The following is a 23,509-nucleotide window of genomic DNA, read 5'->3' as shown; positions in this document are numbered from 1 at the left end:
ACTTGCCCGCGTGTCCCTGACCTTCGACGACCTCCTCCTCCGTGCCCGCGCCCTGCCCGGGAGCGGGAGGCGCGCCCTGCTCGGCATCGCGGGCAGCCCGGGCGCGGGCAAGACCACGCTCGCCGCTCGCCTGGTCGACGCCCTCAACGGCGACGGCCCGCCGTGGGCGGTGCAGGTGCCCATGGACGGCTTCCATCTCGCCGACGCCGAGCTGGAGCGGCTGGGCCGCCGGGACCGCAAGGGCGCGCCGGACACCTTCGACGCGGCCGGTTACGCGGCGCTGCTGCGGCGGCTGCGCGAGGAGACCGCCGAGGTGGTGTACGCGCCGGCGTTCGAGCGGGTGCTGGAGCAGCCGGTCGCGGGCGCGATCCCGGTGCCGCCGGCCGCCCGGCTGGTGGTGACCGAGGGCAACTACCTGCTGGTGCGGGAGGGGGCGTGGGGGCGGGTGCGGCCGTGCCTGGACGAGGTCTGGTTCTGCGACACCGACGAGGACGAGCGGGTGCGCCGGCTGATCGCCCGGCACGAGGAGTTCGGCAAGGACCACGAGGCGGCCGTGGCCTGGGTGCGGGGCACGGACCAGCGCAACGCCGACCTGGTCGCGGCGACCCGGGAGCGAGCGGACCTGGTGCTGCCGGCCACCACCCTGCCCCCGGCGAGCTGACGCCCGGGCGTCGGCGCCGGACCGCGGCGTACGGGTGAGCATCTCGCGCGTACGGCCCCGCCGGGTCCGCTACCGGCCGGGACGGCCCCGCCCGGCCGTGCCGGTCAGGAACCGGGCTCGTGCGTGCCCCCCGTAGACGGCCCCGACCGCGGAAGACGCCCTGCCGGTCCCGGTCGTGCCGCCGGTTCGTGTCGGGCGGGGTGAACCGCGACGGGCCGTGGGCCGTACCGGTGTGTACGGCAGAGGGTCTGCCGGTACGACTTGTGCAGCGGTGGCGGGAGCGGTGCGTCGGCAGGACCGTGACCGGGCCCGCGGGCGCTGGTCCGGCGCGCGGGCCGGTGCCACCGTGGGGCGGACGATGACGCGCGAACAGCACCTGGTCCTCACTCCCGGGGCCCCGGCCCCGGCCGCGGAGCCGGTACGGCGGGCCGGGGCCGCCCGGTACGCACGGCTGCGCCGGCACGGGCGCCGGCTGACGCCGCTCCTGGTCGTACTGCTGCTGGCGCAGATGGCCGCGGCGATGATCACCACGGCCGTTCAGCAGACCCCGACCATCGACGAGCCCGTGTACGTGGCGACGGCCACCGACTACCTGCACGCGCACCGGGTGCGCTACAACCCCGAGCATCCGCCGCTCGGGAAACTCCTGATCGCGGCCGGGGTGGCGGTGGCGGACCCGCACTACGACCCGGCGTACACCGGCGGCCAGGGGGAGGCGGGCCGGCGGCTGCTGTACGCGTCGGGCAACGATCCCTGGCGGGTGATGCTGTGGGCGCGGCTGCCGGTGATCGCGCTGACCCTGTTGTGCGGGCTGGTCGCCTTCGCGTTCGCCCGGGAGGTGGCGGGGCCGGCGGGTGGACTGGTGGCGCTCGCCCTGTACGTCTTCTCGCCCGATCTGATCGCCCACGGTTCGCTGGCCACCCTGGACGTGCCTGCGGCCGGGTTCGTGCTGACGTCGGCCTGGCTGGTGTGGCGGGCGCGGCGACGGCCCGTCCCGTACCTGCCGGCGGCCGGGGCCGCGCTCGGGGCGGCCGTGGCGACGAAGATGAGCGCGCTGCCGGCGGTGCCGGTGCTGACGGTCCTGGCGGCGGTGTCCGTGGTGGCCGCCCACCGGTCCGCTCCGGCCGCGGGGTCCGGCCCGGTCCCACGCCGGTTCTTCCCGGCCTTCCCGGGCTTCCGGCCGGCCCGGCCGGTCCTTGCGTGGTTCACGGGGCGGCGGCGGACGGTGGGGGCGGCGCTCGCGGGCGGCGCGGTCGTGGCGCTGGTGGCGCTCGCCGTCGTCTGGGCCGCGTACCTGGCCGTCGATCCCCGGCTGCGGTTCACGCCCGCCGAGCCCGTCCCGGCCGTCCACGGGCTGCGCGGGCAGCTGGTGGACCTGCTGCCGGTGCCCGAGGCGTACCGGGCGGGGATGCGGGTGCAGTTCGGGCTGGAGGACTATCCCTGGCAGGGCTACCTGTTCGGGCACGTCTACACCGGTTCGCTCTGGTACTACCTGCCCGCCGCCCTGCTGGTGAAGACGCCCCTCGGGCTGGCGGCGCTGGGCGCGGCCGGCACGGTGGCGGTCGTGGCGGTGCGGCGGCTGCGGTCCGCTGCGCCGTACCTGCTGCTGCCGCCCCTCGTCCTGCTGGCGGTGGCGATGACCGGGGCGCGGGACTTCGGCACCCGGTACGCCCTGTTCATGCCGATGTTCCTCGCGGTGACGGCGGGCTGCCTGCCCGCGCTGCACGGGCACCGGCAGCCGGGGCGGGGAAGCCGCTGGGGCGGAATGCTGACCTGTGCCCTCGTCCTTTACGCGGCGGTGAGTTCGCTGCGGGCCTTCCCGTACTACCTGCCGTACGCGAACGAGGCCTTCGGCGGCCCGGTGCACACGCATCGTCTGCTGCACGACTCCAACGTGGACTGGGGACAGGACCTGGGCCGGCTCGCCGACCGGCTCCGGCAGCGGTACCCGGGCGAGCGGGTGTGGCTGGTGTACAAGGGCAGCGGAGTGCCGTCGTACTACGGCATCCACGCCGCCGATCCACGCCGGGTGCCGTCGGAGCGGGTGCACGGACTGCTGGTGGTGTCCGACTCCGCGGTCGCCAAGGCGCGCGGGAGGCTCGCCGAGCTGATCGCCGGCAGCCGTCCGGCCGGCGAGGTCGGCCATTCCATCAGCCTCTTCCGACGGTGAGCCCGCTGACTCAACCCCCTGGTCACGGCGCCGGTGAGCTATGTTGAGTGTTCGGGCAGACGAAGGAGGCCGACCGGTGCCCTCGCCGCAGCAGGCACGCGCACAGGCATCAGCGATCACGTCGGGCAAGACCGTGCCCGAGGCCGAGGCCTCCCCGACCTCCCGGCTCCGGGAACTGTTCGACGGCCCCCGTCTGTCGCCGGGGCAGCGGCGCATCGCCCAGTACCTGATCGAGCACATCACCGAGGCCGCGTTCCTGCCGATCACCGAGCTGGCCGACCGGGTCGGGGTCAGCCAGCCGTCCGTCACCCGCTTCGCCGCCGCCGTCGGTTTCAGCGGCTACCCCGCACTGCGGGAGAGGCTCCAGTCGATCGCGCTCAGCGGTCTGGCCGGCGGGCCCGGCGAGGAGAACCGGGCCAACGAGCTCCAGGCGGCCGTCGACGCCGAGATCCAGAACCTGGAGAACCTGCGGCGCGACTTCGCGGACCCCGACCGGGTGATCCACGTCGGCCGGGAGCTGTCCCGGTCCACCCCGCTGACCGTGCTGGGCCTGCGCATCTCGGTGTCGCTCGCCGAGTACTTCGGCTACGCCGCCCGCCGCATCCACCCCGACGTGCGGCTGGTGACGCGGGGCGGCAGCGTGGCCTTCGACGCGCTGCTCCAGGCCCGTGAGGCCGGCGGCACCTGGGTTCTGGCCTTCGCCATGCCCCGTCACTCGCAGGAGACGCTCAACGCCCTGAGGGTGGCGCGCGGCGCCGGTCTCCGGGTGGCCCTGGTGACCGACCTGGCGCTCGGACCGCTGGCCGACGAGGCCGACGTCGCGTTCGCCACCGGCACCGGTTCGCGGCTGGTGTTCGACTCGTACTCCGCGCCCGGGGTGCTGGCCGCCGCGCTGCTCCAGGCCATGACCGACGCCGATCCGGAGCGCACGCAGGCCCGGCTGGAGAAGTACGAGCAGCTCTCGGACCACCACCAGTTCTTCCTCCGGGACTGAACCGGGCCCGCCGCGGAGGCTGGCGCGGCAAGCGGGGCTCCCGCGGGAGCTGTCACCGCGCCGAGCCTTCGCGAAGGGCTGTTCCGGCGGCCGATCCTTCCGCGCGTGCCGCACATACGTGAAGATCTTGCGGTCCCCCACCTCCTGAACAGGGATGATTCACCACAGACCGCGCATGAATGTTTTCATACGTCTTGCAAACTGGACCGCATATATAAATACTGCTCACGGATCGCACCCGGCCGGCTCCGGGCACGGTCAGCACCGACACCCGGGGCCCCGCACGGACACCCCAGCCGCCGTCCCCTACCCATGTCGGCGCCCGGGGTGTTCCGGGGCGCGTCGCCTGCGCGAGGCGCCCGGGGCGGCCCCGGCCATCCCCTGGGCCGTGGCCGCCCCGAACCCGTCGACCACCTCCCGACGCCGCACACCGGAAGCGATGATCATGCCCCTGACCAGCACGCGCATCAGCCCCGACTGGCCCTGTCAGGTCAAGACGCCGGGCTCGTACGACTGGGAACGCTCGGCGGCCAAGTGGCTGCGCGAACTGATCCCCGCGCGCTACTCCAGCTATCCGGCGCTCATCCGGCACCCCGTCCTGCTCGCCCGGCACGCGCAGATCCAGGTACAGCAGGAGATCCGGGTGGCCCGGACCGCCCTCCAGACCGCGCGGGCCGAACTGCCGGTGCTCGGGCTGCCGGAATCGGTGATCGAGCACACGATCAAGATGTACGCGGCCGAGGTCCTCCAGCTCCAGCACATCGCCCGCAGCGTCCGCGTGGTGAGCGAGGCACTGGCCGGCCGCGGCACGAGCCGCTGAGCCCTCCGGCTCCGGCCGCCCCGCCCTGAGCCGACCCGTCCGTCCCGGCCCGTCCTGCCCTGCCCTGCCCTGCCCTGCCCTGCCCTGCCTCCGCTGGATCCTGCCGGCGCCGCCGCCCGAGCCGCCGCGCCCTGCCCGCGCCGCGGCGCGTGTCCGCCGGTTCCGCGAGCCCGCCCGGCCCGCTCGCCCCGCTGCCCCAGGGGCGGCCCACCCCTTGATCCCCACCGCTGGACCTCCCGTCGCCGTGGGCCGGCGTGCCTGCGTCGCCCCTCCACAGGGCCTGTTCACCCCCTTTCGCGCGGCCCGCTCCCACGGTCAGAAATCTTGTACGACGGTCATATAAACCTGGACCTGGCAGACGAGTGATCGAACGGCCCCAGGTGTGCAATGCTCGTCGCGTGACAAGCGAGCCCGTGCCCCCCATGGACCCCGGCACCAGCGCCGATGTGGCGGCGCTGGCCAAGGTCGTGGCCCGGCAGCGTGCCGAGATGGAGCGGCTGCGGGACCGGGCGGCGACCTCCGCCGTGCTGGAGCGGGCCAAGGGCGTGCTGATGGCCCTCACCGGGTGCATGCCGGACGCCGCTCAGAGGGAGCTGACGCGGCGGGCCGAGGACGGCAACCGCACCCTCCTCGAACAGTGCTGGCTCACCCTGGGCAGCCTGCCGCGCCCGGACCGGCCCGCCGCCACGGAACCGGCCCCGCGCAGCGCCACGGAACCCGCCCCGCCCGCCGACGCCGGATCCTGGGCGCCCCCGCCCGCCGGCACGGTGGACCTGGCGGAGGTGCTCGGGCACGCCGGCCGGGACCTGGTCCGGGTCGGTTCGCCGCAGGGACTGGCCGAATGCCTCCTGGAACACCTCGCACCCGAGCTGGGCGCCGACGCGGTGCTGCTCTACGAGCGGCTGCCCGAGGGCGGGCTGGGGCTGATCGGGCACGCCGGTGTCGACGCCACCCTCGCCGTCCAGTGGCGCCACGTACCGCCGATGACCGGGGTCGCCGCGCTGGACGCGCTCCGGTCCGGGGAGCCGCGCTGGCTGGAGGATCCCGCCGCGGACAGCGCGCGGTACCAGCTCATCGGCGACCCCCCGGAGCACTGGCCCTCCCGGGCCTGGCTGCCCGTGCCGGCCGGGGACGCGGCGTCCGTCGCCCTCGGCGTGCTCCGCCGGCACCATGGTCCGTTCACGGCTCGCCAGCGGGAGTTGCTGCGGGCCATGGCCCGGCTGGGCGCGGGCCGGCTGCGGGCCTTCGACGGGCCGCGGGAGCATGCCGCCGAGACCGTCTCCCAGACCGTGCAGGCGGTGTTCGACGCGCTGCCGGGCGCGGTCACCCTGCTGACCCCGCTGCGGGACGCCTCCGGCCAGGTGGAGGACTACCGCATCGACGCCGCCACCCCCGGGGCGGTCGACGTGTTCGGCCGGACCGGCCGTGACATGGTCGGCAGCCACATCCTGGAGAGCTACCCGTCGGTCGCCGGGGAACCGCTGTGGCAGGGCTATCTCCGGGCGCTCGCGACCGGGGTGCCGTTCGAGGGCGAGCCCTTCGCCTACCGGGACGTCATCGACGGCGTGCCGGTCACCGCCACCTTCTCGGTACGGGCGGCCCCGCTGGGCGGCGGCCTGGTGGTGACCTGGCTGCGCCACAACGGGACGGACCGGCAGGAGCAGCGCCTGGCGGACGTGCAGCGGCTGGGCAATCTCGGCTGGGCCAACTGGAACCTGATCACCCAGGAGATCACCTGGGCCTCGCAGACGTACACCGTGCTGGGCCGTCCTCCCGGGCGGCCGCCGGTCCGGCTGGAGAAGCTGCCCGGCCTGGCCGTACCGGAGGACGCGGACCCGCTGGCCCACGCGATCGCCGGACTCGTCCGCCACGCGCGCCCGTTCGACGTGCCGTTCCGCGTCGAGACGTCCGCGGGCGTCAGGCATCTGCGGATGGTCGCGGAGGCCGTCACGGCACCCGACGGCACCCCGGTCGAGGTGCACGGCTTCGTGCAGGACCTCACCGCGCAGCGCAGCGCGGAGCTGGCGCTGGTGGAGAGCGAGCGCGCGATGCTGCTCCAGCGCGGCATCCTTCAGGCCGAGCGGGAGCTGGCGACCCGGCTCCAGCACGCCCTGCTGCCGCTGCCCAGCAAGCCGGTGCAGCTGGCCGGGCTGCGCGTCGAGGTCGCCTACCTGCCCGCGCAGTCCGGGATCCACGTCGGCGGTGACTGGTTCAGCGCCATCGAACTGCCCGACTACGACGCGCTGTTCGTGGTCGGCGACGTGGCGGGCCACGGCATCGGCGCCGTGGCCACCATGGCTCAGCTCCGGTTCACCGCGAAGGGCATGGTCAGCACCGGTTCCTCGCTGACCGGGGCACTGGCACGGCTCAACCAGCTGCTGTTGCACTCCCGCGACAGCCAGAGCACCGCCACCATGGTCCTGGCCCGCTACGACCCCGGCGAGCGCGTCCTGGCCTGGGCCCAGGCCGGGCACCCGCCGCCGCTGCTGGTGCGCCGGGGCGAGGTGCGCTACCTCGACCGGCCCGGCGGCATGCTGCTCGGCGCGACCGGCTCCCCCGTCTACGAGTCGGCGGAGCTGCGTCTGGAGCCCGGAGACCGGCTGCTGCTGTACACCGACGGTCTGGTCGAGCGTCCCGGTGAGGGGCTCGACGCGGGCTTCGACCGGCTGGCCGAGGCGGTGCGCGCCCACGGCCTCGGCGAGTCCGGCTCCCTGGACGCACTGCTCGCCACGATGCTGGCGGACGAGCGGCGGGACGACGTGTGTGTGCTCGACATCCGCATGCCGGTGGAGGACGAGCAGGACGCGACGGTGGCCTGAGTCGTGTCGTTCGACGGCGCGGCCGTACCGTCCCTGCTCCGGGGGCGTCAGCCCGCGGGATGGCCGGCCTCGATGGTGACGGCCTGGGAGAGCCGCAGCAGCGGTCCTTCCCGTCCCGTGCCCCACTGGACCGGGTCCAGCACGAAGCCCACGTGGTCGCCGCCGTCGGTGCGGTGGAGCACGGTGCCGGAGAGCCAGGCCGCCGTGTCCTCCAGGACGGCGGTGCCGCCGGGCCCCTCCCGCCAGGCGATCCGCGCGAACTTGTCGGTCTCGTCGCCCGTCTCGCCGCCGAACAGCTCCGCGAGGTCACGCTGGTCGCGGGTGAGCAGATGGACGGTGAGGTACTGCGCGGCCCGGGCCACCCGGTAGGTGCGGTTGGCCTTGGACAGCCACACGGCGAACCGGGGCGGCTGGAGGGAGCACTGCGAGGCGAAGCCCACCAGGCAGCCGGCCCGCTCGCCGTCCGCGACCGCTGTCACCACGCACATGTCAGGATCCAGCCGCGCGAAGAAATCCTGCACGTCCCCCTGGCCCTCGGCGTCCCCCTGACCGCCCGTGCCCCTCCGGCCGTCCCGGTCCGTCCGGGCGCTGTCGTCCACGTGGGCACCCTCGTCCACCCGATCCGTCCGGTCCACCCCGGCACCTCCGTCCGCCACGCCGTTCCGCCGCCGTCCCGCCGTTCCCGCTTCACCGAGGCGGCCCGTGCCGCCCGCGGGTGCGGCCGTCGCTGCTTGTTCCCGGTGCGCCGCTCATGATTCCTCGCCGGCGCCGGTCCGTGACTCCAGTGCGCGGCGGGTGTCGTCGCCGTAGACGCCCTTCTCGTCGCCGCTGATCCCGTACCAGAGCTGGAAGCGGGCCACGGCCTCGGTGAGTGTGGGGTCGTAGGTGCCGCTGGTGGTGCCGTCGCGGTAGACGTCCGGGACGCGCAGCAGGCGCCGCTGCAGTTCGGTGACCGGGGGGCCGGTGTCGCCCTGGCGGAGGGTGCCGGGACCGTCGGGGTCCGGCGCGGTGGCGGCGGGGGGCGGGGCGGACGCGGTGGCGGGTGGGGTGGCCGTGGTGGGCGCGGAGGCAGTGCTCGGCGGCAAGGCCGGCGGGGCCGCGGCGGCCTGCTGGCGGCCGGGGAGGAGCAGGGCACAGCCGAAACCGGCGAGGGCGGCTGCCGCGACGGCCACGGCGACGGCGGCCCGGCGCGGTCCCGGGCCGAGGCCGGACGCGCCCCGGGCGGGTGACTTCGGGGGCCGGACCGGGCCGAGGCCGGACGCGCCCCGGGCGGGTGACTTCGGGGGCCGGACCGGGCCGAGGCCGGACGCGCCCCGGGCAGGTGACTTCGGGGGCCCGGCGGCGGGCACGGGCGGGAGTTCCCGGGTCTCCTCCTCGGCGGGAGACGGGTGGGGGGCGGGTGCCGTACCGGAGGGCTCGTACGTCACCGGGTCCGGCCGGATCTCCCGCATCAGCTCGGCGAGGGCGTCGAAGCGGCGGGTCCGCACCACTCGGATGGGCTCCAACGCCGGTGGGGACGGCGACTGTTCGGGGTCGGGCGGTGTCGGCACCTGGCTCTCCTTCCGTCCCCCGGGTACGGGGCTCGCGCGGTTCCCGCACTCGGATACGGCGCCCACGGCGGACCCGTTCAAGGGCCGCCCCTCCCCCGCCGGGTGCCCGTCCCGCGAACGGCACGGACCTCGGGTCACCCTCGGACCGGGCTGGGCGCTCCCTGCACGAACCGGTTGAGGGACGCCGTGAACGCGGTGACGAAGGCCTCGCGGTCCTCCTCCGGCAGCACGTCCAGGGACAGGTAGGGGTTGAGGTCCTCCAGTTCGACCAGGAGCAGGCCGCCGTCGGCCGTGCGGCAGGCGTCGACGCGCTGGATGCCGTGTCCGAGGTCGTTCCAGTCGATGAAGCGCCGGGCGAACTCCAGGTCGGCGGCCTTCGCCGCGTAGGGCCGCAACTCCCAGCGGCGCCGGGGGTCGGGGGCGTACAGGGCGTACTGGAAGTCGTCGTCGACGTAGTAGAACGACACTTCGTGGACGAAGTCGACGCGTGGCTGGATCAGTACGTCGCCGGCGGTGACGGAGGCGATCCGGCTCGCGGACACGGTCCGCAGGCCGACGGAGTCCGCGCCGAGCCGGGGCTTGACCACGTACCGCGCGGCGGGCGGCAGCCGGTGCAGGTCCTCGACGCGGTCGACGGTCGGGATGACGGGGAACCCGGCGGCGGTCAGATCGAGGAGGTACTGCTTGCCGGCCATGTCCGCCTTGCCGGTGAGCGGGTTGTACACCCGGACTCCGGTGGCCAGCGCCCGGGCGCGGAAGGCGTCGTACTCGCGCGGGTAGCCGAGGACGGGGCCGCTGTTGCGGACGACGACGGCGTCGTGGCCGGGCATCAGGGCCGCCGCGTCCAGCGGGTGGCACAGGGCCAGGTCGAAGTGGGCGCGCAGCCGGGAGGTGAGGTGGATGTCCTCGTCGCAGTAGCGGCGCCCGCGGGCCCGGTACGCCAGGTCGGTGACGTAGAGCAGGCGGGGGCGGGCGGCGGGCATGGGGTATCTCCTCGGGGCGGTGCGCGGCCGGTGCCAGCGGGGTGGAGAAAGGTTACGCCGCAGGCTGCGGGCGTTCGAGATCGCCCCCGGCAGCCGCCCGGGGGCCGTGCTCCACGAGCCGGCCGCCCACCACAGAAGCACTCAGTTCCCCCGGAAAGCCGCTGGTGCTGCACCGAGTGTCACGGAGGCGTTCCGGGTGCTACGTTCCCGTTCATGAGCTCCAGCAGCGCGGCACCGGCCGCGAAGCCGCCGATGCGGGACGCCCTGGTGGCGGCGGCCTTCCGGCTGTTCCTGGAACGCGGGTACGAGCAGACCACGGTGGACGACATCGTGGCCCTGGCCGGCGTCGGCCGGCGTTCGTTCTTCCGCTACTTCCCCTCCAAGGAGGACGTGGTCTTCCCCGACCACGAGCGCTGCCTGGCCGACATGACCGCCTTCCTCGGCGCGGGCGGCCCGGAGCACGAGCCGGTGCGGCGGGTGTGCGACGCGGCCCGGCTGGTGCTGCGGATGTACGCCGAGAACCCGACCTTCTCCGTGCAGCGGTACCGCCTCACCCGGCAGGTGCCGGGCCTGCGTGCCTATGAGCTGTCGGTGGTGTGGCGCTACGAGCGCGCGCTCGCCGAGTATCTGCGCGGCCGGTTCGCCGGGCGGCCCGACGGGACCCTGCGGGCCGACGTGATCGCGGCGGCGGTGGTCGCCGCGCACAACAACGCGCTGCGCTCCTGGCTGCGGTCGGACGGCACGGGCGATCCGGGCACGGCGGTGGACCACGCGCTGGGCTACGTGCACCGGACGTACGGCCGGCCGGCGGACACCCCGGCGGTGTCCGCCCGGTCAGGACCGGCGGGAGCCGGGGAGCGGGTGGAACAGTCCGACGAGGTGGTGGTGCTGGTCTCCCGCCGGGACGCCCCGCTGTGGCGGGTGGTGCAGGAACTGGAGACGGCGCTCGGCCGCCGCTGATCCCCGACGCGGCCACCGCCCACAATTCTGGGTACGGAGTGCCTTTACGAGTGACACTCAGTGCCATACCCTGTCGGCGTGCGCGGTGGCACGGCAACCGCGCATCCGCGTGCACGGTCCGCGCCGGGCACACGGCATTCCGGCCGAGCGCAGGGAGTTGACCAGCGTGTACCACCACTCAGCAAGCACCGCGCATGCGGCGGCCGGTTCCGGGACGGGTGTTCTCGACCCCGTCTCCCCGGACTCCCAGGACGCCATCCTCTTCCAGCGCTGCACCTGGTGCGGCACGGCGACCTACCACCGGCTGCTGTGCCCGGTGTGCCAGGGCAGCGAACTGCGCACGGAGCGCAGCGAGGGCGTCGGCACGGTCCGCCACTCCACCGTGGTGCACCGCAACACGCCCGCGGCGCGCAACGTGTCGCTGATTGAGATGGCCGAGGGGTTCGTCGTACGGGGCCGGGTCATGGGCCCGCCGGTCGGGATCCACAGCGGGGACCGGGTCCGGTTGTCCACGGCGAAGGACCCGGTGCGCGGTGAACCGGTCTTCCAGCTGCTGGACGAGCCCTACCGGGCCTGGACCTGACGGCACCCGTCCCTCGGACCTTCTGACGGCCGCACACCGGCACCGGACGCCGCCCGGGCCGCCGGCCGGTGAGCACGTCCCGGCACCGGCAGCTGTGGTCACCACCTCCGGCCCCTCGCCGCACCCGTAGCCTCCGCACCCCGCCGCACACACTCGCGCGCCCCGCCGTCCCTGATGTGATCCATCACCTCCCGCGCACAGGCAACCCGCAGCCGCCGCTGTTCATCCTCCGGGGGCGAGGGGCGTCCCGGCGGGCCCGGGCGCCCGAAGCAGGGGTTCGAGGAGGAAAAGTGTTCCGTGCCCGGCACATAGGGGTGGCCGCCGCCGCGTTACTCGCGGTGGCGGGAGCATCCCCGGGGGTGGCGGTGGCCCAGCCCCGGCAGGGGCTGTCAGGAGGAACGTCGGCGGTCACCGATGACGGGCCGCTGCCGCCGGGCTGGCGGCTGGCCGGCCGGGGTCCGGCGCCGCAGCTGGTGTGGCGGTCGGACCGGCCCGTGCCGATGGGTGACGCGCGGGTCGAATTCCGTTCGGGCGGGCGCCTGTTGGGTGTGCCTCGGCCGGGCACGGACGGGCGCACCTTCCGGCTGCCGCTCGACGGGCGGCGGTCACCGGGGCTGAGCGGGCTGGAAGTCTGGTCCGGTGGACGGCGGCTGGACGCGCGGGACCGCGCCGGGACCGCGTCCGCGCCACGGCTGCCGGCCCCGCTCCCCGCGAACGGCGTGGACCCGGGCAAGCCCGGCTCGTACCGCACCAGGACGGGCGAGTACACGCTGAAGTCGGTCCGCCTGCCGGGCTTCTCGAAGCCGGTGGAGATGCGCGCGGTGGTCGTCGCGCCGGTCGGCACCTCCGGGAAGCGCCCGCTCGCCCTGTTCCTGCACGGCCGCCACACCGTCTGCTACAAGGGCCGCGACGACACCACCGGTGACTGGCCGTGCCCGGGCGGCACCAAGCCGGTGCCCAGTCACCGTGGTTACCTCCGGGACCAGAGACTCCTCGCCTCCCAGGGCTACCTGACCGTGTCGGTCGCCGCCAACGGGATCAACGGGCAGGACTTCGCCGCCGAGGACGGTGGCGCGCAGGCGCGGTCCTCGCTGGTGCGGCTGCACCTGGCTCGCTGGGCCGACTGGACCGAACACCCCGCGACGGCACCGGCGGTGGTGCGCGAGGCGCCTCGCGCCGACCTGTCCCGAGTGCTGCTGGTCGGCCACTCGCGGGGCGGCGAGGGCGTCAACCGGGCCGCTCTGGACAGCCTCACGCCACCGCCCGCCGACAGGGACGGCTACCACGGGCCGGTGCGCTGGAAGGTCCGCGGCACCGTCCTGATCGGCCCGACCGTCTTCGGGCAGAACCCGGTGCCCGACGTGCCGTCGGTGACGATCCTGCCGGGCTGCGACGGTGACGTGTCCGACCTCCAGGGCGAGGTGTACGTCGACGGCACGCGCGCGGTCGGCAACGGCACCGCGCTGCACAGCGCCGTGTACGTGATCGGCGCCAACCACAACTTCTTCAACTCCGAGTGGACGCCCGGTCAGGCCGCGGCGCCCGCCGAGGACGACTTCTCCGACGACCCCGGGCGGCGCGACCCGGTGTGCGGCAAGCGGGCCGCGACCCGGCTGACCGCGGACCAGCAGCACCGGGCCGGTTCGACGTACATCGCCGCCGCCGCGCGGCTGTTCCTCGCCGGGGACGACCGCGTGCGGCCGCTGCTGGACGGCTCGGGGAAGCGGGCGCCGTCGGCGGACCCGGCGCGAATCCTGAGCCATGCGGTGGGGGCCCGCCGGGGCGGCGGTCTCCTGCCGGACTCAGGCGTGTCCGTGACCGGTGGCCGGCTGTGCGACGCGGTGTCGCCCACCGCGGCCAAGGCCTGCCTGAACCAGGGAGCGCGCGGGCAGTCGCCGCACTTCGCGCAGTGGGTGACCGACCGGGAGTCCGGCCGGCACGCGGTCGCGCTGCACTGGACGCGCGCCGGTGCCCCGGTCCGGGTGAGTACGGCGAAACCGGTGTCCCTGTCCGGGTCGAACGCGCTGGCGCTGCGGCTGTTCGTGCCGCCGAACTCCACGGGTACGCGGCTGGACGTGTCCCTCACCGACTCCTCGGGCCGGAAGGCGAAGCTCGGCCGGGTCCACGTGGACGGGCTGCCGGGCAGTGAACGGACCGCCTCCTACTGGGCGCGGGAGATCCGGGTGCCGCTGACGGCGGCCACCCGCGCCGGACTCGCTCTGGGTTCGGTCAAGTCCCTGGAGCTGACGCCACGTTCGGCGTCCGGGCGGGCCTGGCTGATGGACGCGTGGGGCTGGCGGCCCGGGACGCCCGCGGTGCGCACCGACGCGCTGCCGCGCGTGGACGTCGGCCGGACGACCGTGGACGAGGGTGACACGGGCGTGCGCACCTACCGGGTGCCCGTCCAGGTCACGGGCACGGGTGGCAGTGGTCAGGTCCGGGTGTACGTCTTCGACCCCGCCACCGGCAGGGCCGAGGACCGCCTGGTGACGGTCCGTCCGGGCGGTCAGGGCGTCGACGTACCGGTCGAGGTGAAGGGCAACACCCGGTACGGCACCGACGTGTCGTACGACGTGCTGGTCAAGGCGGTACGGGGGGCGGTCGTCGGCTCCTACCTGGGCGGGATCACCGTCCACGACGACGACCCGGCACCCACGGTGTCCGTCACGCCCGTCGCCGGCAAGGTGACCGAGGGACAGACGCTGAAGTGGCGGGTGTCCCTGTCGGAGGCGGTCGACGTGGACATGAACGTGTTCTTCGGCGTCGCGCCGGCGACCGCGCCCGAGCTGTCCACCAAGGACGTCCCGGCGCGCTGGCTGCGGGACACGGCCGGGGCGTCGCCCGATCCCGCGCGCCCGCTGTCCGGGGTGGACGGCCTGTACCTGTGGGCGGACATCGCGCCCGGGCGCACCAGCGCCGACATCACCGTGCCGACGGTGAAGGACCGGATCCGTGAGCCGGCGGAGTCGGTGCGGTTCCGGCAGCTCGACCCGGAGACCGGGAAGCCCCGGCCCGGTGGTCCGGAGCTGACGGGGTCGGTGCTGAACGCGTCGTAGGACGCCTGTCCCGGGTGGCCCTCACCGGGCGAGGGTCACCCGGATGCCGACCGTGCCGTCCCGGCCGCGCCGCAGCCGGCTGCCCAGCAGGGTGAGCCGGCCGAGGACGCCGTACTTGCGGGCGATGAGGCTGCGGTAGCGGTCGGTGGTCTCCGGGCGGGTGATCTCGGCGGTGGCCGGCAGCTGGTCGCCCGTGGGGTTGCCGCGTGCGTCGCAGGGACCGGCGAGGACGTCGGGGCGGCGCCGGATCCGCTTGACCTTCCAGCTGTCGGCGGCCGTCCACACGCCGAGCGCGTCGCCGTCCCGGACCACCCACACCGGGGTGGCGACCGGAGTGCCGTTCTTGCGGTAGCTGGTCACCAGCAGGTACTTGCCGGAGCCGAGCCGGTCGAGCCGCGTGTCGTCCATGCCCGGCAGTCTAGGAGTCCGTCCGCCGCCCCGGGAGGCCACAGGGCGGCGGGCCGGCGGGCGCGCCCGGTCAGGGCACAGCCGCCGCCATCCGCCGTACCGCCTCGGTGAGGATCCCGGGGGAGGTCGCCAGGTTCAGGCGTGCGTGCCCGGCGCCGCCGGTGCCGAAGGGAAGACCGGAGCTGAGGGCCACCCGGCCGCGGTCGAGGAAGACCTGGGCGGGGTCGTCGCCCAGGCCGAGGGCCCGGCAGTCGAGCCAGACCAGACAGGTCGCGTCGGCGGGGTACGCGCGGATCGCGGGCAGGTGCTCGGCGAGCAGCCCGGTGAGCAGCCGCCGGTTGTCCAGGAGTCCGGCCAGCAGGGCGTCCAGCCAGGCGGCTCCGTCGCGCAGGGCGGCGGTGTGCGCGATGACGCCGAGGTGGCTGGGGCCGTGGCTCACCTCCTCGGGCAGGCGCGCGAGGTCGGCCGCGGCCTCCGGTCCGGCGACGGCCAGCGCGGCCTTGAGGCCGGCCAGGTTCCATCCCTTGGACGCCGACATCAGGGACAGACCGCGGGCGGCGCCGGGCACGCCGAGGTACGGCACGAAGGTGACGCCGGGGGCGACGAGCGGGGCGTGGATCTCGTCCGCGACGACCCGGACGCCGTACCGCTCGGCGAGGGAGGCGACGGCCGTCAGCTCGGCCGCGGTGTGTACGGTGCCGGTGGGGTTGTGCGGGCTGCACAGCAGGTACGCGGCCCGGCCGGGCCCGGCGGCCGCCTCCCGGAACGCCTCCTCCAGACCGGGCAGGTCGATGCGCGCACCGGCGTCGAGCGGGGCCTGCACCACCCGGCGGTCCATGTGCTCGGCGAACTGGAAGAACGGCGGATACACCGGCGGGTTGACGATGACCGGATCGCCGGGCCCGGTGACCAGTCCGAGCATCTCGACCACGCCGAGCATCACGTCCGGCACGATGGCGGTGCGCTCGACGGCGAGCCCGTCCCAGTTCCACCGCTCGGCGGCGAAGGCCGCGAGGGCCTCGGCGTAGGCGGTGCCGGCCGGATACCCGGTGTCGCCGAGGGCGAGTGCGTCGGTGACGGCACGGACGACCGGCTCGGCGAGCGGCACGTCCATCTCCGCCACCCACAGCGGCAGCACGTCATCGGGGTAGGTGCGCCATTTCATGCTCGTACGGCGTCGCAGCCGCTCCAGGCCGAGCGCGCGCAGCGGATCCGGCTCGCCGGGGGTGCCGGGCGGGATGCTGGTCATGAGGCCCAAGATAGGCGTTCGGGACGGGAGCGGAAACGGGACGGGGGGTGGCACGGGGCGGCTCGGGGCGCGCCTGCCGGAGATCGCCCGTGACGAGTCGGGGCCGCTCGGGGAGAACCCCGTCGGGTCGCGGTGCGGCCGTCTGCGGCGGGGGCTGTCGGGCAGCCGGAGGAGGCCGTCGCGGCCGGCGGGGTGCGGCGCGAGCACCGAGCGGGCGGGGGCAGTTCGCCGGTGGTGGTGAACGCCGTGGCCCCGGGCGCCGTATGGAGGGGCGGGCCCCCGACGACCCGGGGGTCCCGCGCTGCCGGTACGGGCGGCGTGCGTTCGGGTTCGGCTTCGGGAGCCATGTATGCGGCACGCACGACGACGGGTCGTCCGGCGACTGACACGGCTGACGGCGGTCGGCGGACTCCTCCTGGGGGGCACGATGGTCACCCAGGCGGCCATGGCCAGCGAGACACCGTCCGGCTCCGCCAGAGTGCTTCGCGCCACCGGCGGCACCGGCGACACCGGAGCCGCTCTGGTCGCGCGGCTCGGCACCGCCCGTACGGCCGGCAGCTGGGTCGGGGCCGACGGGCGTCCGGTGGTGGCGGTGACCGACGACGCGGCCGCGCGGGCGGTGCGGCGGGCCGGGGCCGAGGCGAAGGTCGTGCCGCACAGCATGAACGAGCTGAAGTCGGCCACCGCGTCGCTGGGTTCGGCGCCGCGGGTGCCGGGCACGGCCTGGGCGGTGGACTACCGGACCAACCGGGTCGTGGTGCGGGCGGACCGCACGGTGTCCACCGGCGACTGGTCCCGGCTGACCCGGGTGGCCGCGGGGATCGGGAGCTTCGTGCACATGGAGCGTACGAAGGGCGCGTTCACCACGCGGCTGAACGGCGCCCTGCCGATCCTGTCGACGGGCGGCCGCTGCTCGGCGGGGTTCAACGTCACCAACGGGCGGTCCGACTTCATCCTCACGGCCGGCCACTGCGGGCCCGCCGGATCCACCTGGTTCGCCGACAACCAGGGTGACCGGCAGCTGGGCAGCACCGTGAACAGTGTCTTTCCCGGCAGCGACTTCTCGCTCGTGCAGTACGCCTCCGGCAAGGCCGGCGCGGGTGCCGGAATCGTCGCGGTCGGCGGCGGGAAGGGCGTGCGGATCACCGGGGTGGCCGATCCGGCGGTGGGGCAGCGGGTGTTCCGCAGCGGCAGCACCAGCGGCCTGCGCGACGGCCGGGTCACCGCGCTGAACGCGACCGTCAACTATCCGGAGGGCACGGTCACCGGACTCGTCGAGACCACCGTGTGCGCCGAGCCGGGAGACAGCGGTGGCCCGCTGTTCTCGGAGGGCATCGCGCTCGGGGTCACCTCGGGCGGCAACGGGGACTGCACGGCGGGCGGGACGACGTTCTTCCAGCCGGTGACCAAGGCGCTGACGGCGCTCGGTGTACGGCTGCTGGTGTCGGCGCAGGACACGGGCGGTGCGGGTGGCGGTGCGAGTGCGGCGCCCTCCCCCGCGCCGTCGGCCTCCGCGGCGCAGGGCGCGATGGCTCCGAACGCGGCCTCGCCGGGCACTTCGGCGCCGGTCACGGGCACGTCCGAGGGCAGCACCCTGCTGGCGCGGCTGACGGACACCCGGAACATCGGGCCCGGGCTGCTGGTCATCGCGGGCAGTCTGATCGCGCTGGTCGCGACCCGGTTCATCCGGTCCGAGCAGGACCGCAAGGCGTACCGGCGGTACTACTCGGCGACGTGGGGCTGACGAGACGCCGGCCGGGCCCCGGCGTGACGCCGGGGCGGGAGGGGCCCGGTGCGGTGCCGGGCCGGAGGTGCTGCGAGAAGGGCACCCGTGCGCTCACGGGTGCCCTGGGCGGTACGGCGCGGTGCGCGCGGGGTCGGTCAGGCCGCCCGGTGCGACGGCGGGGCCGCGGCGGCCCACTCCAACACGAGGCGCTGGTATTCCGCGCGCTGCTCGGTGCTCAGTGTCCCGCCCGACCGGCGCCACAGGGCCCGGATCTCCTCGTTGACCTCCGCGGCCGATCGCTCGGAGGCGGTTGCAACAGTGGTGGACATGCTGTGAAGCATATGCCGGTCGACGTGAAGGCGCCGTGTGTAAGCACCTCGAATACGGACATTACGGACCGTGTTGCTCATCACGTCAAGGTGTCGGCCGGAAGGGGTACTTCATATCGGTTCCGATACCGGGTCCCCGCTCGCGCCACCGGGCGCGCCCGCCGGGATCCGGGGGCGCGCCCGGTGCCGGCGCGGTCCGCCGCGGCTCAGGTGCCCGGCTTGCGCCCGTAGACGAAGACGTCGTCGCCGTTCTTCAGCAGTGACCAGTACGCCTTGGCCTCCGTCGGCGTCATGTTCACGCAGCCGTGCGAGCCCGGCGGGTTCCACATGCTCAGGCCCACCGAGTGGAAGGCCTGACCGCCGTTGAAGAACTGGCTGTAGGGCATCGGCACGTCGTAGAGGTTGGAGACGTGGTCGATGTCCCGCCAGTAGATCTTCTTCAGACCGGTACGGGTCTCGTAGCCGTCGCGGCCGGTGCGCACCGGCACCGGGCCGTGGACGAGCTTCGCACCGTCCTGGATCCAGCTGAGCTGGAGCGTGAGGTTCACGCAGGCGATGCGGCCCTTGTTCACCGGGCACTTGCCGTCCTTGTTCGGCTTGTTCCCGACGGCTTTCTGCTTGTTCATGAGGTCCATCACGCCCCAGGTGACGGACCCGGCGTAGCCGATGTTCGGCGTGATGCCGTGCTTGGTCTGGAAGGCCTGGACGGCCTTGCAGTCGGCGGCGGACTGCTTTCCGTCGACCGGCCGGCCCAGGAACCTCTCCACCTGCTTCTGGTACGGCCCCGTCTGCGAGGTGCAGCTCGCGGCCTGGGCCGGTGCCGCGGTGAGCGCGAGCGCGAGCGGCGCCACCAGTCCGGTGACGCCCAGTGCGACGGCGCCTCGTCTGCGTATGTCCCCCATGACGGCCTCCCCTTGTCCTCTTGATCGCCCGGGGTTTCCACCGGGTGTTTCCCAGGCGATTTCCCACGGTCTCGCACCACTAGACCCGGGCAGGCGGGCAAGGGTTGTGTTTCCGGTCACCCTGTGACGAAACGGTGAACTTCGTCACCGCACGGCCGTACAGAGGTACGAGGCGGCGGCCCGGGGCCGGTCAGGGCCGGTGAACGGCCGCGTGGAAACCGGCGTTGACGGTGGTGAGGCCGCCGTCGACCACGAGGGTGGTCCCGGTGATCCAGGCGGCGTCGCGGGAGGCCAGGAAGGCGACCGCGGCGGCGATGTCCTGCGGCTCCCCGACCCGGCCGAGCGGGTACAGGCGGCGTACGGCGTCGAGTTCGTCGTCGCGCCCTTCCCATGCCGAGGTGCGGACCGTGCCCGGTGCCACGAGGTTGACCCGCACACCCCGCGCGGCGGCGTGCCCGGCGAGGGTCCGGGTGAGGGAACCGAGGCCGGCCTTGGCGGCGCTGTAGGCGTGGTTGCCGAAGTCCTGGAGGCCGTTGACGGAGCCGACGCTCACGATCGCACCGCGGCCGGAGGCGGCGAGGTGCGGCAGGGCGGCGCGGCAGCAGCGGTAGGCACCGGTGAGCGTGACGTCGAGGTCGCGTGTCCACGCCTCGTCGGTCTCGTCCTCGAACAAGGGGACGTCCGCGGTGCAGTGGGCGGCGCTGTTGACCAGGACGTCGAGTGAGCCGAACACGGTGACGGCGCGGGCGACGGCCGCCTCGACGGCGGCGCGGTCGGCCACGTCACAGGCGAACGCCTCGACGGCCAGGCCCTGTCGGCGCATTGTCGCCGCGGTCCGCTCGGCCTCGGGCAGGTCCCGGTCGGTCACCAGGACCCGGCCGCCCTCCTCGGCCAGCCGCCGGACGACGGCGGCGCCGATGCCGCGGGCGGCGCCCGTGACGAGAATCGCGTGTCCTGCGAAGCGGGTCGGATCACTCATGGGCCGACAGTACGGCTCCGGCGGCGGCCTTTCACCGGTATCCGGTGACGTCCGCCGGCTTGCCCGCGTCCTGCACCTCGGCCAGGTACCGCCAGGCGTCCGGACGGCTGCCGTCGAGGTCGGTGAAGCCGTACACCCGGGCCAGGCCGCCGCTGGAGAGCGACCGGCCGTTGAACCGGGCCACGTCGGGGTCGGTCGCCAGGGCGGCGACGGCACGGCCGGTGAAGCACGGGCTCTCGGAGATGGCGAAGTGGGGTTCCCGCGCCGTTGCGTCGCGCCAGTTGTCCTCACGGACACCGAAGAGGTCGAGCATGTGTTCGGAGCGCAGCCAGCCCGGGGTGAGCGCCACGGCGGTGGCGCCCCGCGGGCCGAGTTCGTGGCCGAGAGCGAAGGCCATACGCAGGACGGACGCCTTGGCGAGGTCGTAGAAGAGGTTCATGCGGTAGGTGTCCCGGTTGTACTCGGCGGTGCCGTCGGTCACCTCCACGACCAGGCCGCCCGGGTGCCGCAGCAGGAGCGGCAGCGCGAAGTGGCTGGTGACGAGGTGCGTCTCGACGCCGAGCCGGAGGAGCCTGAGTCCGTTGTCGAGGTCGTGCTCCCACACCGGGGCGTCCCACTCGAAAAGCTTCTCGCCGCCCCAGATGTCGTTGACGAGGACGTCCAGCCGGCCCTGCTCGTCCGCGATCCGGGCCACCAGATCGCGGACGGCGGACGACTCCAGGTGATCGGCCGGTACGGCGATGCCGTGCCCGCCGGCCGCGGTGACGAGGTCGGCGGTGTCCTCGATCGTCTCGGGACGGTCGTACTCCGAACGGCGCGCCCGGGTGCTGCGGCCGGTGGCGTAGACGGTGGCGCCGGCCGCGCCGAGTTCCACGGCGATGCCCCGGCCGGCGCTCCGGGTCGCCCCCGCGACCAGCGCGACCTTGCCTTCCAGCGGTCCTGACATGTCCGTCCTCCCGTGCGGTGCGACTGCTGTCGTCCACCACTGTTCCGGGGAACCCGGACATCTTCTGTCTGCTTTCAGCCGCCGAGTCGTGCCTCGAGTTCCGCGGCGTCCGCGAGGAACCACAGCTGCCGGCCCTGGTTGCACTCGTACACGAAGTCGCGCAGGGCCGTGCTTCCGGCGACGTGCCCGGAGATGTCACCGAGGACGGCGAGGCGCAGCCGGTAGTTGACGAACTTCTGGACGACGGCGCCGGCGACCCCGGAGCGCAGCCGGAAGAAGTCGTCGGCGATCCGCTCCACGGGTACCGCGACCAGCTGTGCGTCGTGCCCGAACGCGTCACCGATCAGGTCGAGCGCCGCGCTCTCGCCGTCGAGGAGCGGGCCGTCGGGAGCGCAGTGCAGGATCCGTACGCCGTGGAGGGTGTCGGTCGTCTGTGTGGTCATGGGGTGATCCTAGGGTCGCCCCCGTGTGCCGCGCCCGGAATTCGTCCGGTGCCCGTCAGTGTCCGCGCGCGATCCACTCCTCCAGGTGGGATGCCTCCGCGCCGATGGTCGTGGCGTCCCCGTGGCCGGTGAGGACCTTCGTCTCCGGTGGGAGGGTGAGGAGCCGGTCCCGGATGGAGTCGATGATCGTCGGGAAGTGGGAGTAGGAACGGCCGGTGGCGCCCGGGCCGCCCTGGAACAGAGTGTCGCCGGTGAACACGGTGCCGAGCCCCGGGTCGTACAGGCAGACGGCGCCCGGGGCGTGTCCGGGGGTGTGCAGGACGGTCAGGTCGGCGCCGGCGGCCTCGATGACCTGGCCGTCGGTGAGGTGCCGGTCGGGATCGCGGTCGGGGTGGGTGAGCTTCCACAACGGCAGGTCGTCGGGGTGCAGCCAGATGACGGCGCCGGTGCGGTCGGCCAGTTCCGGCGCCGCGTTGACGTGGTCGTTGTGGGCGTGGGTGCACACGATCGCGGTGAGCCGGCGGTCGCCGACGGCGCGGACGACGGCCTCGGCGTCGTGGGCGGCGTCGATGACGATCACCTCGTGGTCGTCGCCGACGAGCCACACGTTGTTCTCGACGTCCCAGGTGCCGTCGTCCAGGGTGAACTGACCCGCGGTGACGACGCGTTCGATGCGGGCGGCCATCAGAACACCACCACCGAGCGCAGCACGTCACCGTGATGCATCCGTTCGAACGCCTTCTCCACCTCGTCCAGCTGGATGGTCTCCGTGACGAACGCGTCCAGCGGGAGCCGGCCCTGGAGGTGGAGGTCGATCAGCATGGGGAAGTCGCGGGAGGGCAGGCAGTCGCCGTACCAGGACGACTTCAGGGCGCCACCGCGGCCGAAGACGTCCAGCAGGGGCAGTTCGAGCTTCATCTCGGGGGTGGGGACGCCGACGAGGACGACCGTGCCGGCGAGGTCGCGGGCGTAGAAGGCCTGTCGGTAGGTCTCGGGGCGGCCGACGGCCTCGATGACGACATCGGCACCGAAGCCCCAGGTCAGTTCGCGGATCGCCTCGACCGGGTCGGTGTCCTTGGAGTTGACGGTGTGGGTGGCGCCGAGCGTGCGGGCCTTGTCCAGCTTGCGGTCGTCGATGTCCACGGCGATGACCTTCGCCGCGCCGGCCAGGTTCGCCCCGGCGATCGCCGCGCCGCCGACGCCGCCGCAGCCGATGACGGCGACGGAGTCGCCCCGGCCGACGCCTCCGGTGTTGATGGCGGCGCCGATGCCGGCCATCACCCCGCAGCCCAGCAGCCCGGCGACCGCCGGGGAGACGGACGGGTCGACCTTGGTGCACTGGCCGGCCGCGACGAGCGTCTTCTCGGCGAAGGCGCCGATACCGAGTGCCGGGGAGAGTTCCTGCCCGGTGGCGGCGAGAGTCATCCTCTGCCGCGCGTTGTGGGTGTCGAAGCAGTACCAGGGCCGGCCGCGCAGACAGGCCCGGCACTGCCCGCACACCGCACGCCAGTTGAGGATGACGAAGTCACCGGGGGCGAGGTCGGTGACGCCCTCACCGACCGACTCCACGACACCGGCGGCCTCGTGGCCGAGCAGGAAGGGGAAGTCGTCCGAGATGCCGCCCTGTTTGTAGTGCAGATCGGTGTGACAGACTCCGCAGGCCTGGATGCTTACGACGGCCTCGCCGGGCCCCGGATCCGGGACCACGATCGTCTCGAGCCGTACGGGCTCGTCCTTCCCCGGTGCGATCACGCCGCGTACTTCCTGCGCCATGGCCTGGCCCCTTCCTTCGGATACCTTCGCTGCCGACCCTACGCGCCGCCGATCGGCGGCGGGGCGGTCCACGGGGACGGTCGTGGATCTCTGTGGACAGGTGCACGGGCGGAACCGGCGGGACCCGGCAGCGCGGAGGGCCGCCCCGGCAGGGGCGG

General features: G+C 74.2%; 21 protein-coding genes. 9 read left to right on the top strand and 12 right to left on the bottom strand.

Features of this window, described 5'->3' with window-relative positions; translation table 11 throughout:
* Positions 1-10 precede the first annotated feature (10 nt).
* From ACF1BE_RS07980 to ACF1BE_RS07960, 5 genes are all read left to right on the top strand, one after another.
* A complete protein-coding gene (locus ACF1BE_RS07980; protein ID WP_392198100.1) occupies positions 11-661 on the top strand; it encodes a nucleoside/nucleotide kinase family protein in 651 nt (216 codons plus the stop codon).
* A 358-nt stretch (positions 662-1,019) separates the two neighbouring features.
* The gene (locus tag ACF1BE_RS07975) at positions 1,020-2,831 is read left to right on the top strand and encodes a phospholipid carrier-dependent glycosyltransferase (RefSeq protein WP_392198099.1); all 1,812 of its coding nucleotides are present in this window, start codon (positions 1,020-1,022) and stop codon (positions 2,829-2,831) included.
* A gap of 76 nt (positions 2,832-2,907) precedes the next feature.
* On the top strand, positions 2,908-3,825 hold the full coding sequence (locus ACF1BE_RS07970) for a MurR/RpiR family transcriptional regulator (RefSeq protein WP_392198098.1): 918 nt from the start codon (positions 2,908-2,910) through the stop codon (positions 3,823-3,825).
* Positions 3,826-4,264: 439 nt separating this feature from the next.
* Complete coding sequence (locus ACF1BE_RS07965) at positions 4,265-4,645, top strand: hypothetical protein (protein ID WP_356822797.1); 381 nt, start codon at positions 4,265-4,267, stop codon at positions 4,643-4,645.
* 422 nt (positions 4,646-5,067) lie between these two features.
* On the top strand, positions 5,068-7,464 hold the full coding sequence (locus tag ACF1BE_RS07960; protein WP_392198236.1) for a SpoIIE family protein phosphatase: 2,397 nt from the start codon (positions 5,068-5,070) through the stop codon (positions 7,462-7,464).
* Positions 7,465-7,511: 47 nt separating this feature from the next.
* Here the strand turns inward: ACF1BE_RS07960 and ACF1BE_RS07955 are convergent, their stop codons facing one another.
* The 3 genes from ACF1BE_RS07955 to ACF1BE_RS07945 all read right to left on the bottom strand — a co-directional run bounded on the left by ACF1BE_RS07955 (position 7,512) and on the right by ACF1BE_RS07945 (position 9,997).
* Positions 7,512-7,952, bottom strand: a complete 441-nt coding sequence (locus tag ACF1BE_RS07955; protein WP_392198235.1) for a flavin reductase family protein — start codon at positions 7,950-7,952, stop codon at positions 7,512-7,514.
* Positions 7,953-8,213: 261 nt separating this feature from the next.
* Positions 8,214-9,014, bottom strand: a complete 801-nt coding sequence (locus ACF1BE_RS07950; RefSeq protein WP_392198097.1) for a peptidoglycan-binding protein — start codon at positions 9,012-9,014, stop codon at positions 8,214-8,216.
* 134 nt (positions 9,015-9,148) lie between these two features.
* The gene (locus ACF1BE_RS07945; RefSeq protein ID WP_392198096.1) at positions 9,149-9,997 is read right to left on the bottom strand and encodes a hypothetical protein; all 849 of its coding nucleotides are present in this window, start codon (positions 9,995-9,997) and stop codon (positions 9,149-9,151) included.
* Between the two features lie 213 nt (positions 9,998-10,210).
* Here ACF1BE_RS07945 and ACF1BE_RS07940 point away from each other — a divergent pair, with 213 nt between their 5' ends.
* From ACF1BE_RS07940 to ACF1BE_RS07930, 3 genes are all read left to right on the top strand, one after another.
* Positions 10,211-10,957 (top strand): TetR family transcriptional regulator, encoded by a 747-nt coding sequence (locus ACF1BE_RS07940; protein ID WP_392198095.1) that lies wholly within the window; start codon positions 10,211-10,213, stop codon positions 10,955-10,957.
* Between the two features lie 166 nt (positions 10,958-11,123).
* Complete coding sequence (locus ACF1BE_RS07935; protein ID WP_392198234.1) at positions 11,124-11,540, top strand: Zn-ribbon domain-containing OB-fold protein; 417 nt, start codon at positions 11,124-11,126, stop codon at positions 11,538-11,540.
* Between the two features lie 290 nt (positions 11,541-11,830).
* On the top strand, positions 11,831-14,596 hold the full coding sequence (locus ACF1BE_RS07930; RefSeq protein WP_392198094.1) for an alpha/beta hydrolase family protein: 2,766 nt from the start codon (positions 11,831-11,833) through the stop codon (positions 14,594-14,596).
* Between the two features lie 21 nt (positions 14,597-14,617).
* Here ACF1BE_RS07930 and ACF1BE_RS07925 read toward each other — a convergent pair whose 3' ends face one another.
* The gene (locus ACF1BE_RS07925) at positions 14,618-15,004 is read right to left on the bottom strand and encodes a PPOX class F420-dependent oxidoreductase (protein ID WP_392198093.1); all 387 of its coding nucleotides are present in this window, start codon (positions 15,002-15,004) and stop codon (positions 14,618-14,620) included.
* Between the two features lie 70 nt (positions 15,005-15,074).
* Entirely contained in the window at positions 15,075-16,253 is a 1,179-nt protein-coding gene (locus tag ACF1BE_RS07920) for a MalY/PatB family protein (RefSeq protein WP_392198092.1), read from the bottom strand.
* Between the two features lie 349 nt (positions 16,254-16,602).
* Between ACF1BE_RS07920 and ACF1BE_RS07915 the strand changes: the two genes are divergently transcribed.
* Positions 16,603-17,997 (top strand): S1 family peptidase, encoded by a 1,395-nt coding sequence (locus tag ACF1BE_RS07915; protein ID WP_392198091.1) that lies wholly within the window; start codon positions 16,603-16,605, stop codon positions 17,995-17,997.
* A gap of 137 nt (positions 17,998-18,134) precedes the next feature.
* Here ACF1BE_RS07915 and ACF1BE_RS07910 read toward each other — a convergent pair whose 3' ends face one another.
* The 7 genes from ACF1BE_RS07910 to ACF1BE_RS07880 form a co-directional block, all read right to left on the bottom strand.
* Entirely contained in the window at positions 18,135-18,320 is a 186-nt protein-coding gene (locus tag ACF1BE_RS07910; protein ID WP_392198233.1) for a hypothetical protein, read from the bottom strand.
* Positions 18,321-18,514: 194 nt separating this feature from the next.
* Complete coding sequence (locus tag ACF1BE_RS07905) at positions 18,515-19,210, bottom strand: L,D-transpeptidase family protein (RefSeq protein WP_392198090.1); 696 nt, start codon at positions 19,208-19,210, stop codon at positions 18,515-18,517.
* Positions 19,211-19,400: 190 nt separating this feature from the next.
* On the bottom strand, positions 19,401-20,189 hold the full coding sequence (locus ACF1BE_RS07900) for an SDR family NAD(P)-dependent oxidoreductase (RefSeq protein WP_392198089.1): 789 nt from the start codon (positions 20,187-20,189) through the stop codon (positions 19,401-19,403).
* Positions 20,190-20,220: 31 nt separating this feature from the next.
* Positions 20,221-21,135 (bottom strand): SDR family oxidoreductase, encoded by a 915-nt coding sequence (locus ACF1BE_RS07895; RefSeq protein WP_392198088.1) that lies wholly within the window; start codon positions 21,133-21,135, stop codon positions 20,221-20,223.
* A 74-nt stretch (positions 21,136-21,209) separates the two neighbouring features.
* The gene (locus ACF1BE_RS07890) at positions 21,210-21,578 is read right to left on the bottom strand and encodes a DUF4180 domain-containing protein (RefSeq protein WP_392198087.1); all 369 of its coding nucleotides are present in this window, start codon (positions 21,576-21,578) and stop codon (positions 21,210-21,212) included.
* A gap of 55 nt (positions 21,579-21,633) precedes the next feature.
* Positions 21,634-22,263, bottom strand: coding sequence for an MBL fold metallo-hydrolase (locus ACF1BE_RS07885; protein WP_392198086.1), 630 nt, complete (start codon positions 22,261-22,263; stop codon positions 21,634-21,636).
* Entirely contained in the window at positions 22,263-23,351 is a 1,089-nt protein-coding gene (locus tag ACF1BE_RS07880) for an S-(hydroxymethyl)mycothiol dehydrogenase (protein WP_392198085.1), read from the bottom strand. The genes ACF1BE_RS07885 and ACF1BE_RS07880 overlap by 1 nt, the downstream gene beginning before the upstream one ends.
* Positions 23,352-23,509 lie beyond the last annotated feature (158 nt).

The organism is Streptomyces sp. NPDC014991 (genome assembly GCF_043080665.1).
Classification (GTDB): Bacteria; Actinomycetota; Actinomycetes; order Streptomycetales; family Streptomycetaceae; genus Streptomyces.
Note: the sequence above shows the minus strand (reverse complement) of the source record. Positions and strands in the feature narration are given on the sequence as shown.

What these genes read in the sequence shown, in the direction of transcription:
- ACF1BE_RS07955 (WP_392198235.1), bottom strand. Translation starts at nt 7,952, where the DNA reads ATGTGCGTGGTGACAGCGGTCGCGGACGGCGAGCGGGCCGGCTGCCTG.
- ACF1BE_RS07960 (WP_392198236.1), top strand. Translation starts at nt 5,068, where the DNA reads ATGGACCCCGGCACCAGCGCCGATGTGGCGGCGCTGGCCAAGGTCGTG.
- ACF1BE_RS07890 (WP_392198087.1), bottom strand. Translation starts at nt 21,578, where the DNA reads ATGACCACACAGACGACCGACACCCTCCACGGCGTACGGATCCTGCAC.
- ACF1BE_RS07915 (WP_392198091.1), top strand. Translation starts at nt 16,603, where the DNA reads ATGCGGCACGCACGACGACGGGTCGTCCGGCGACTGACACGGCTGACG.
- ACF1BE_RS07920 (WP_392198092.1), bottom strand. Translation starts at nt 16,253, where the DNA reads ATGACCAGCATCCCGCCCGGCACCCCCGGCGAGCCGGATCCGCTGCGC.
- ACF1BE_RS07975 (WP_392198099.1), top strand. Translation starts at nt 1,020, where the DNA reads ATGACGCGCGAACAGCACCTGGTCCTCACTCCCGGGGCCCCGGCCCCG.
- ACF1BE_RS07895 (WP_392198088.1), bottom strand. Translation starts at nt 21,135, where the DNA reads ATGTCAGGACCGCTGGAAGGCAAGGTCGCGCTGGTCGCGGGGGCGACC.
- ACF1BE_RS07925 (WP_392198093.1), bottom strand. Translation starts at nt 15,004, where the DNA reads ATGGACGACACGCGGCTCGACCGGCTCGGCTCCGGCAAGTACCTGCTG.
- ACF1BE_RS07945 (WP_392198096.1), bottom strand. Translation starts at nt 9,997, where the DNA reads ATGCCCGCCGCCCGCCCCCGCCTGCTCTACGTCACCGACCTGGCGTAC.
- ACF1BE_RS07965 (WP_356822797.1), top strand. Translation starts at nt 4,265, where the DNA reads ATGATCATGCCCCTGACCAGCACGCGCATCAGCCCCGACTGGCCCTGT.
- ACF1BE_RS07905 (WP_392198090.1), bottom strand. Translation starts at nt 19,210, where the DNA reads ATGGGGGACATACGCAGACGAGGCGCCGTCGCACTGGGCGTCACCGGA.
- ACF1BE_RS07910 (WP_392198233.1), bottom strand. Translation starts at nt 18,320, where the DNA reads ATGCTTCACAGCATGTCCACCACTGTTGCAACCGCCTCCGAGCGATCG.
- ACF1BE_RS07900 (WP_392198089.1), bottom strand. Translation starts at nt 20,189, where the DNA reads ATGAGTGATCCGACCCGCTTCGCAGGACACGCGATTCTCGTCACGGGC.
- ACF1BE_RS07940 (WP_392198095.1), top strand. Translation starts at nt 10,211, where the DNA reads ATGAGCTCCAGCAGCGCGGCACCGGCCGCGAAGCCGCCGATGCGGGAC.
- ACF1BE_RS07880 (WP_392198085.1), bottom strand. Translation starts at nt 23,351, where the DNA reads ATGGCGCAGGAAGTACGCGGCGTGATCGCACCGGGGAAGGACGAGCCC.
- ACF1BE_RS07885 (WP_392198086.1), bottom strand. Translation starts at nt 22,263, where the DNA reads ATGGCCGCCCGCATCGAACGCGTCGTCACCGCGGGTCAGTTCACCCTG.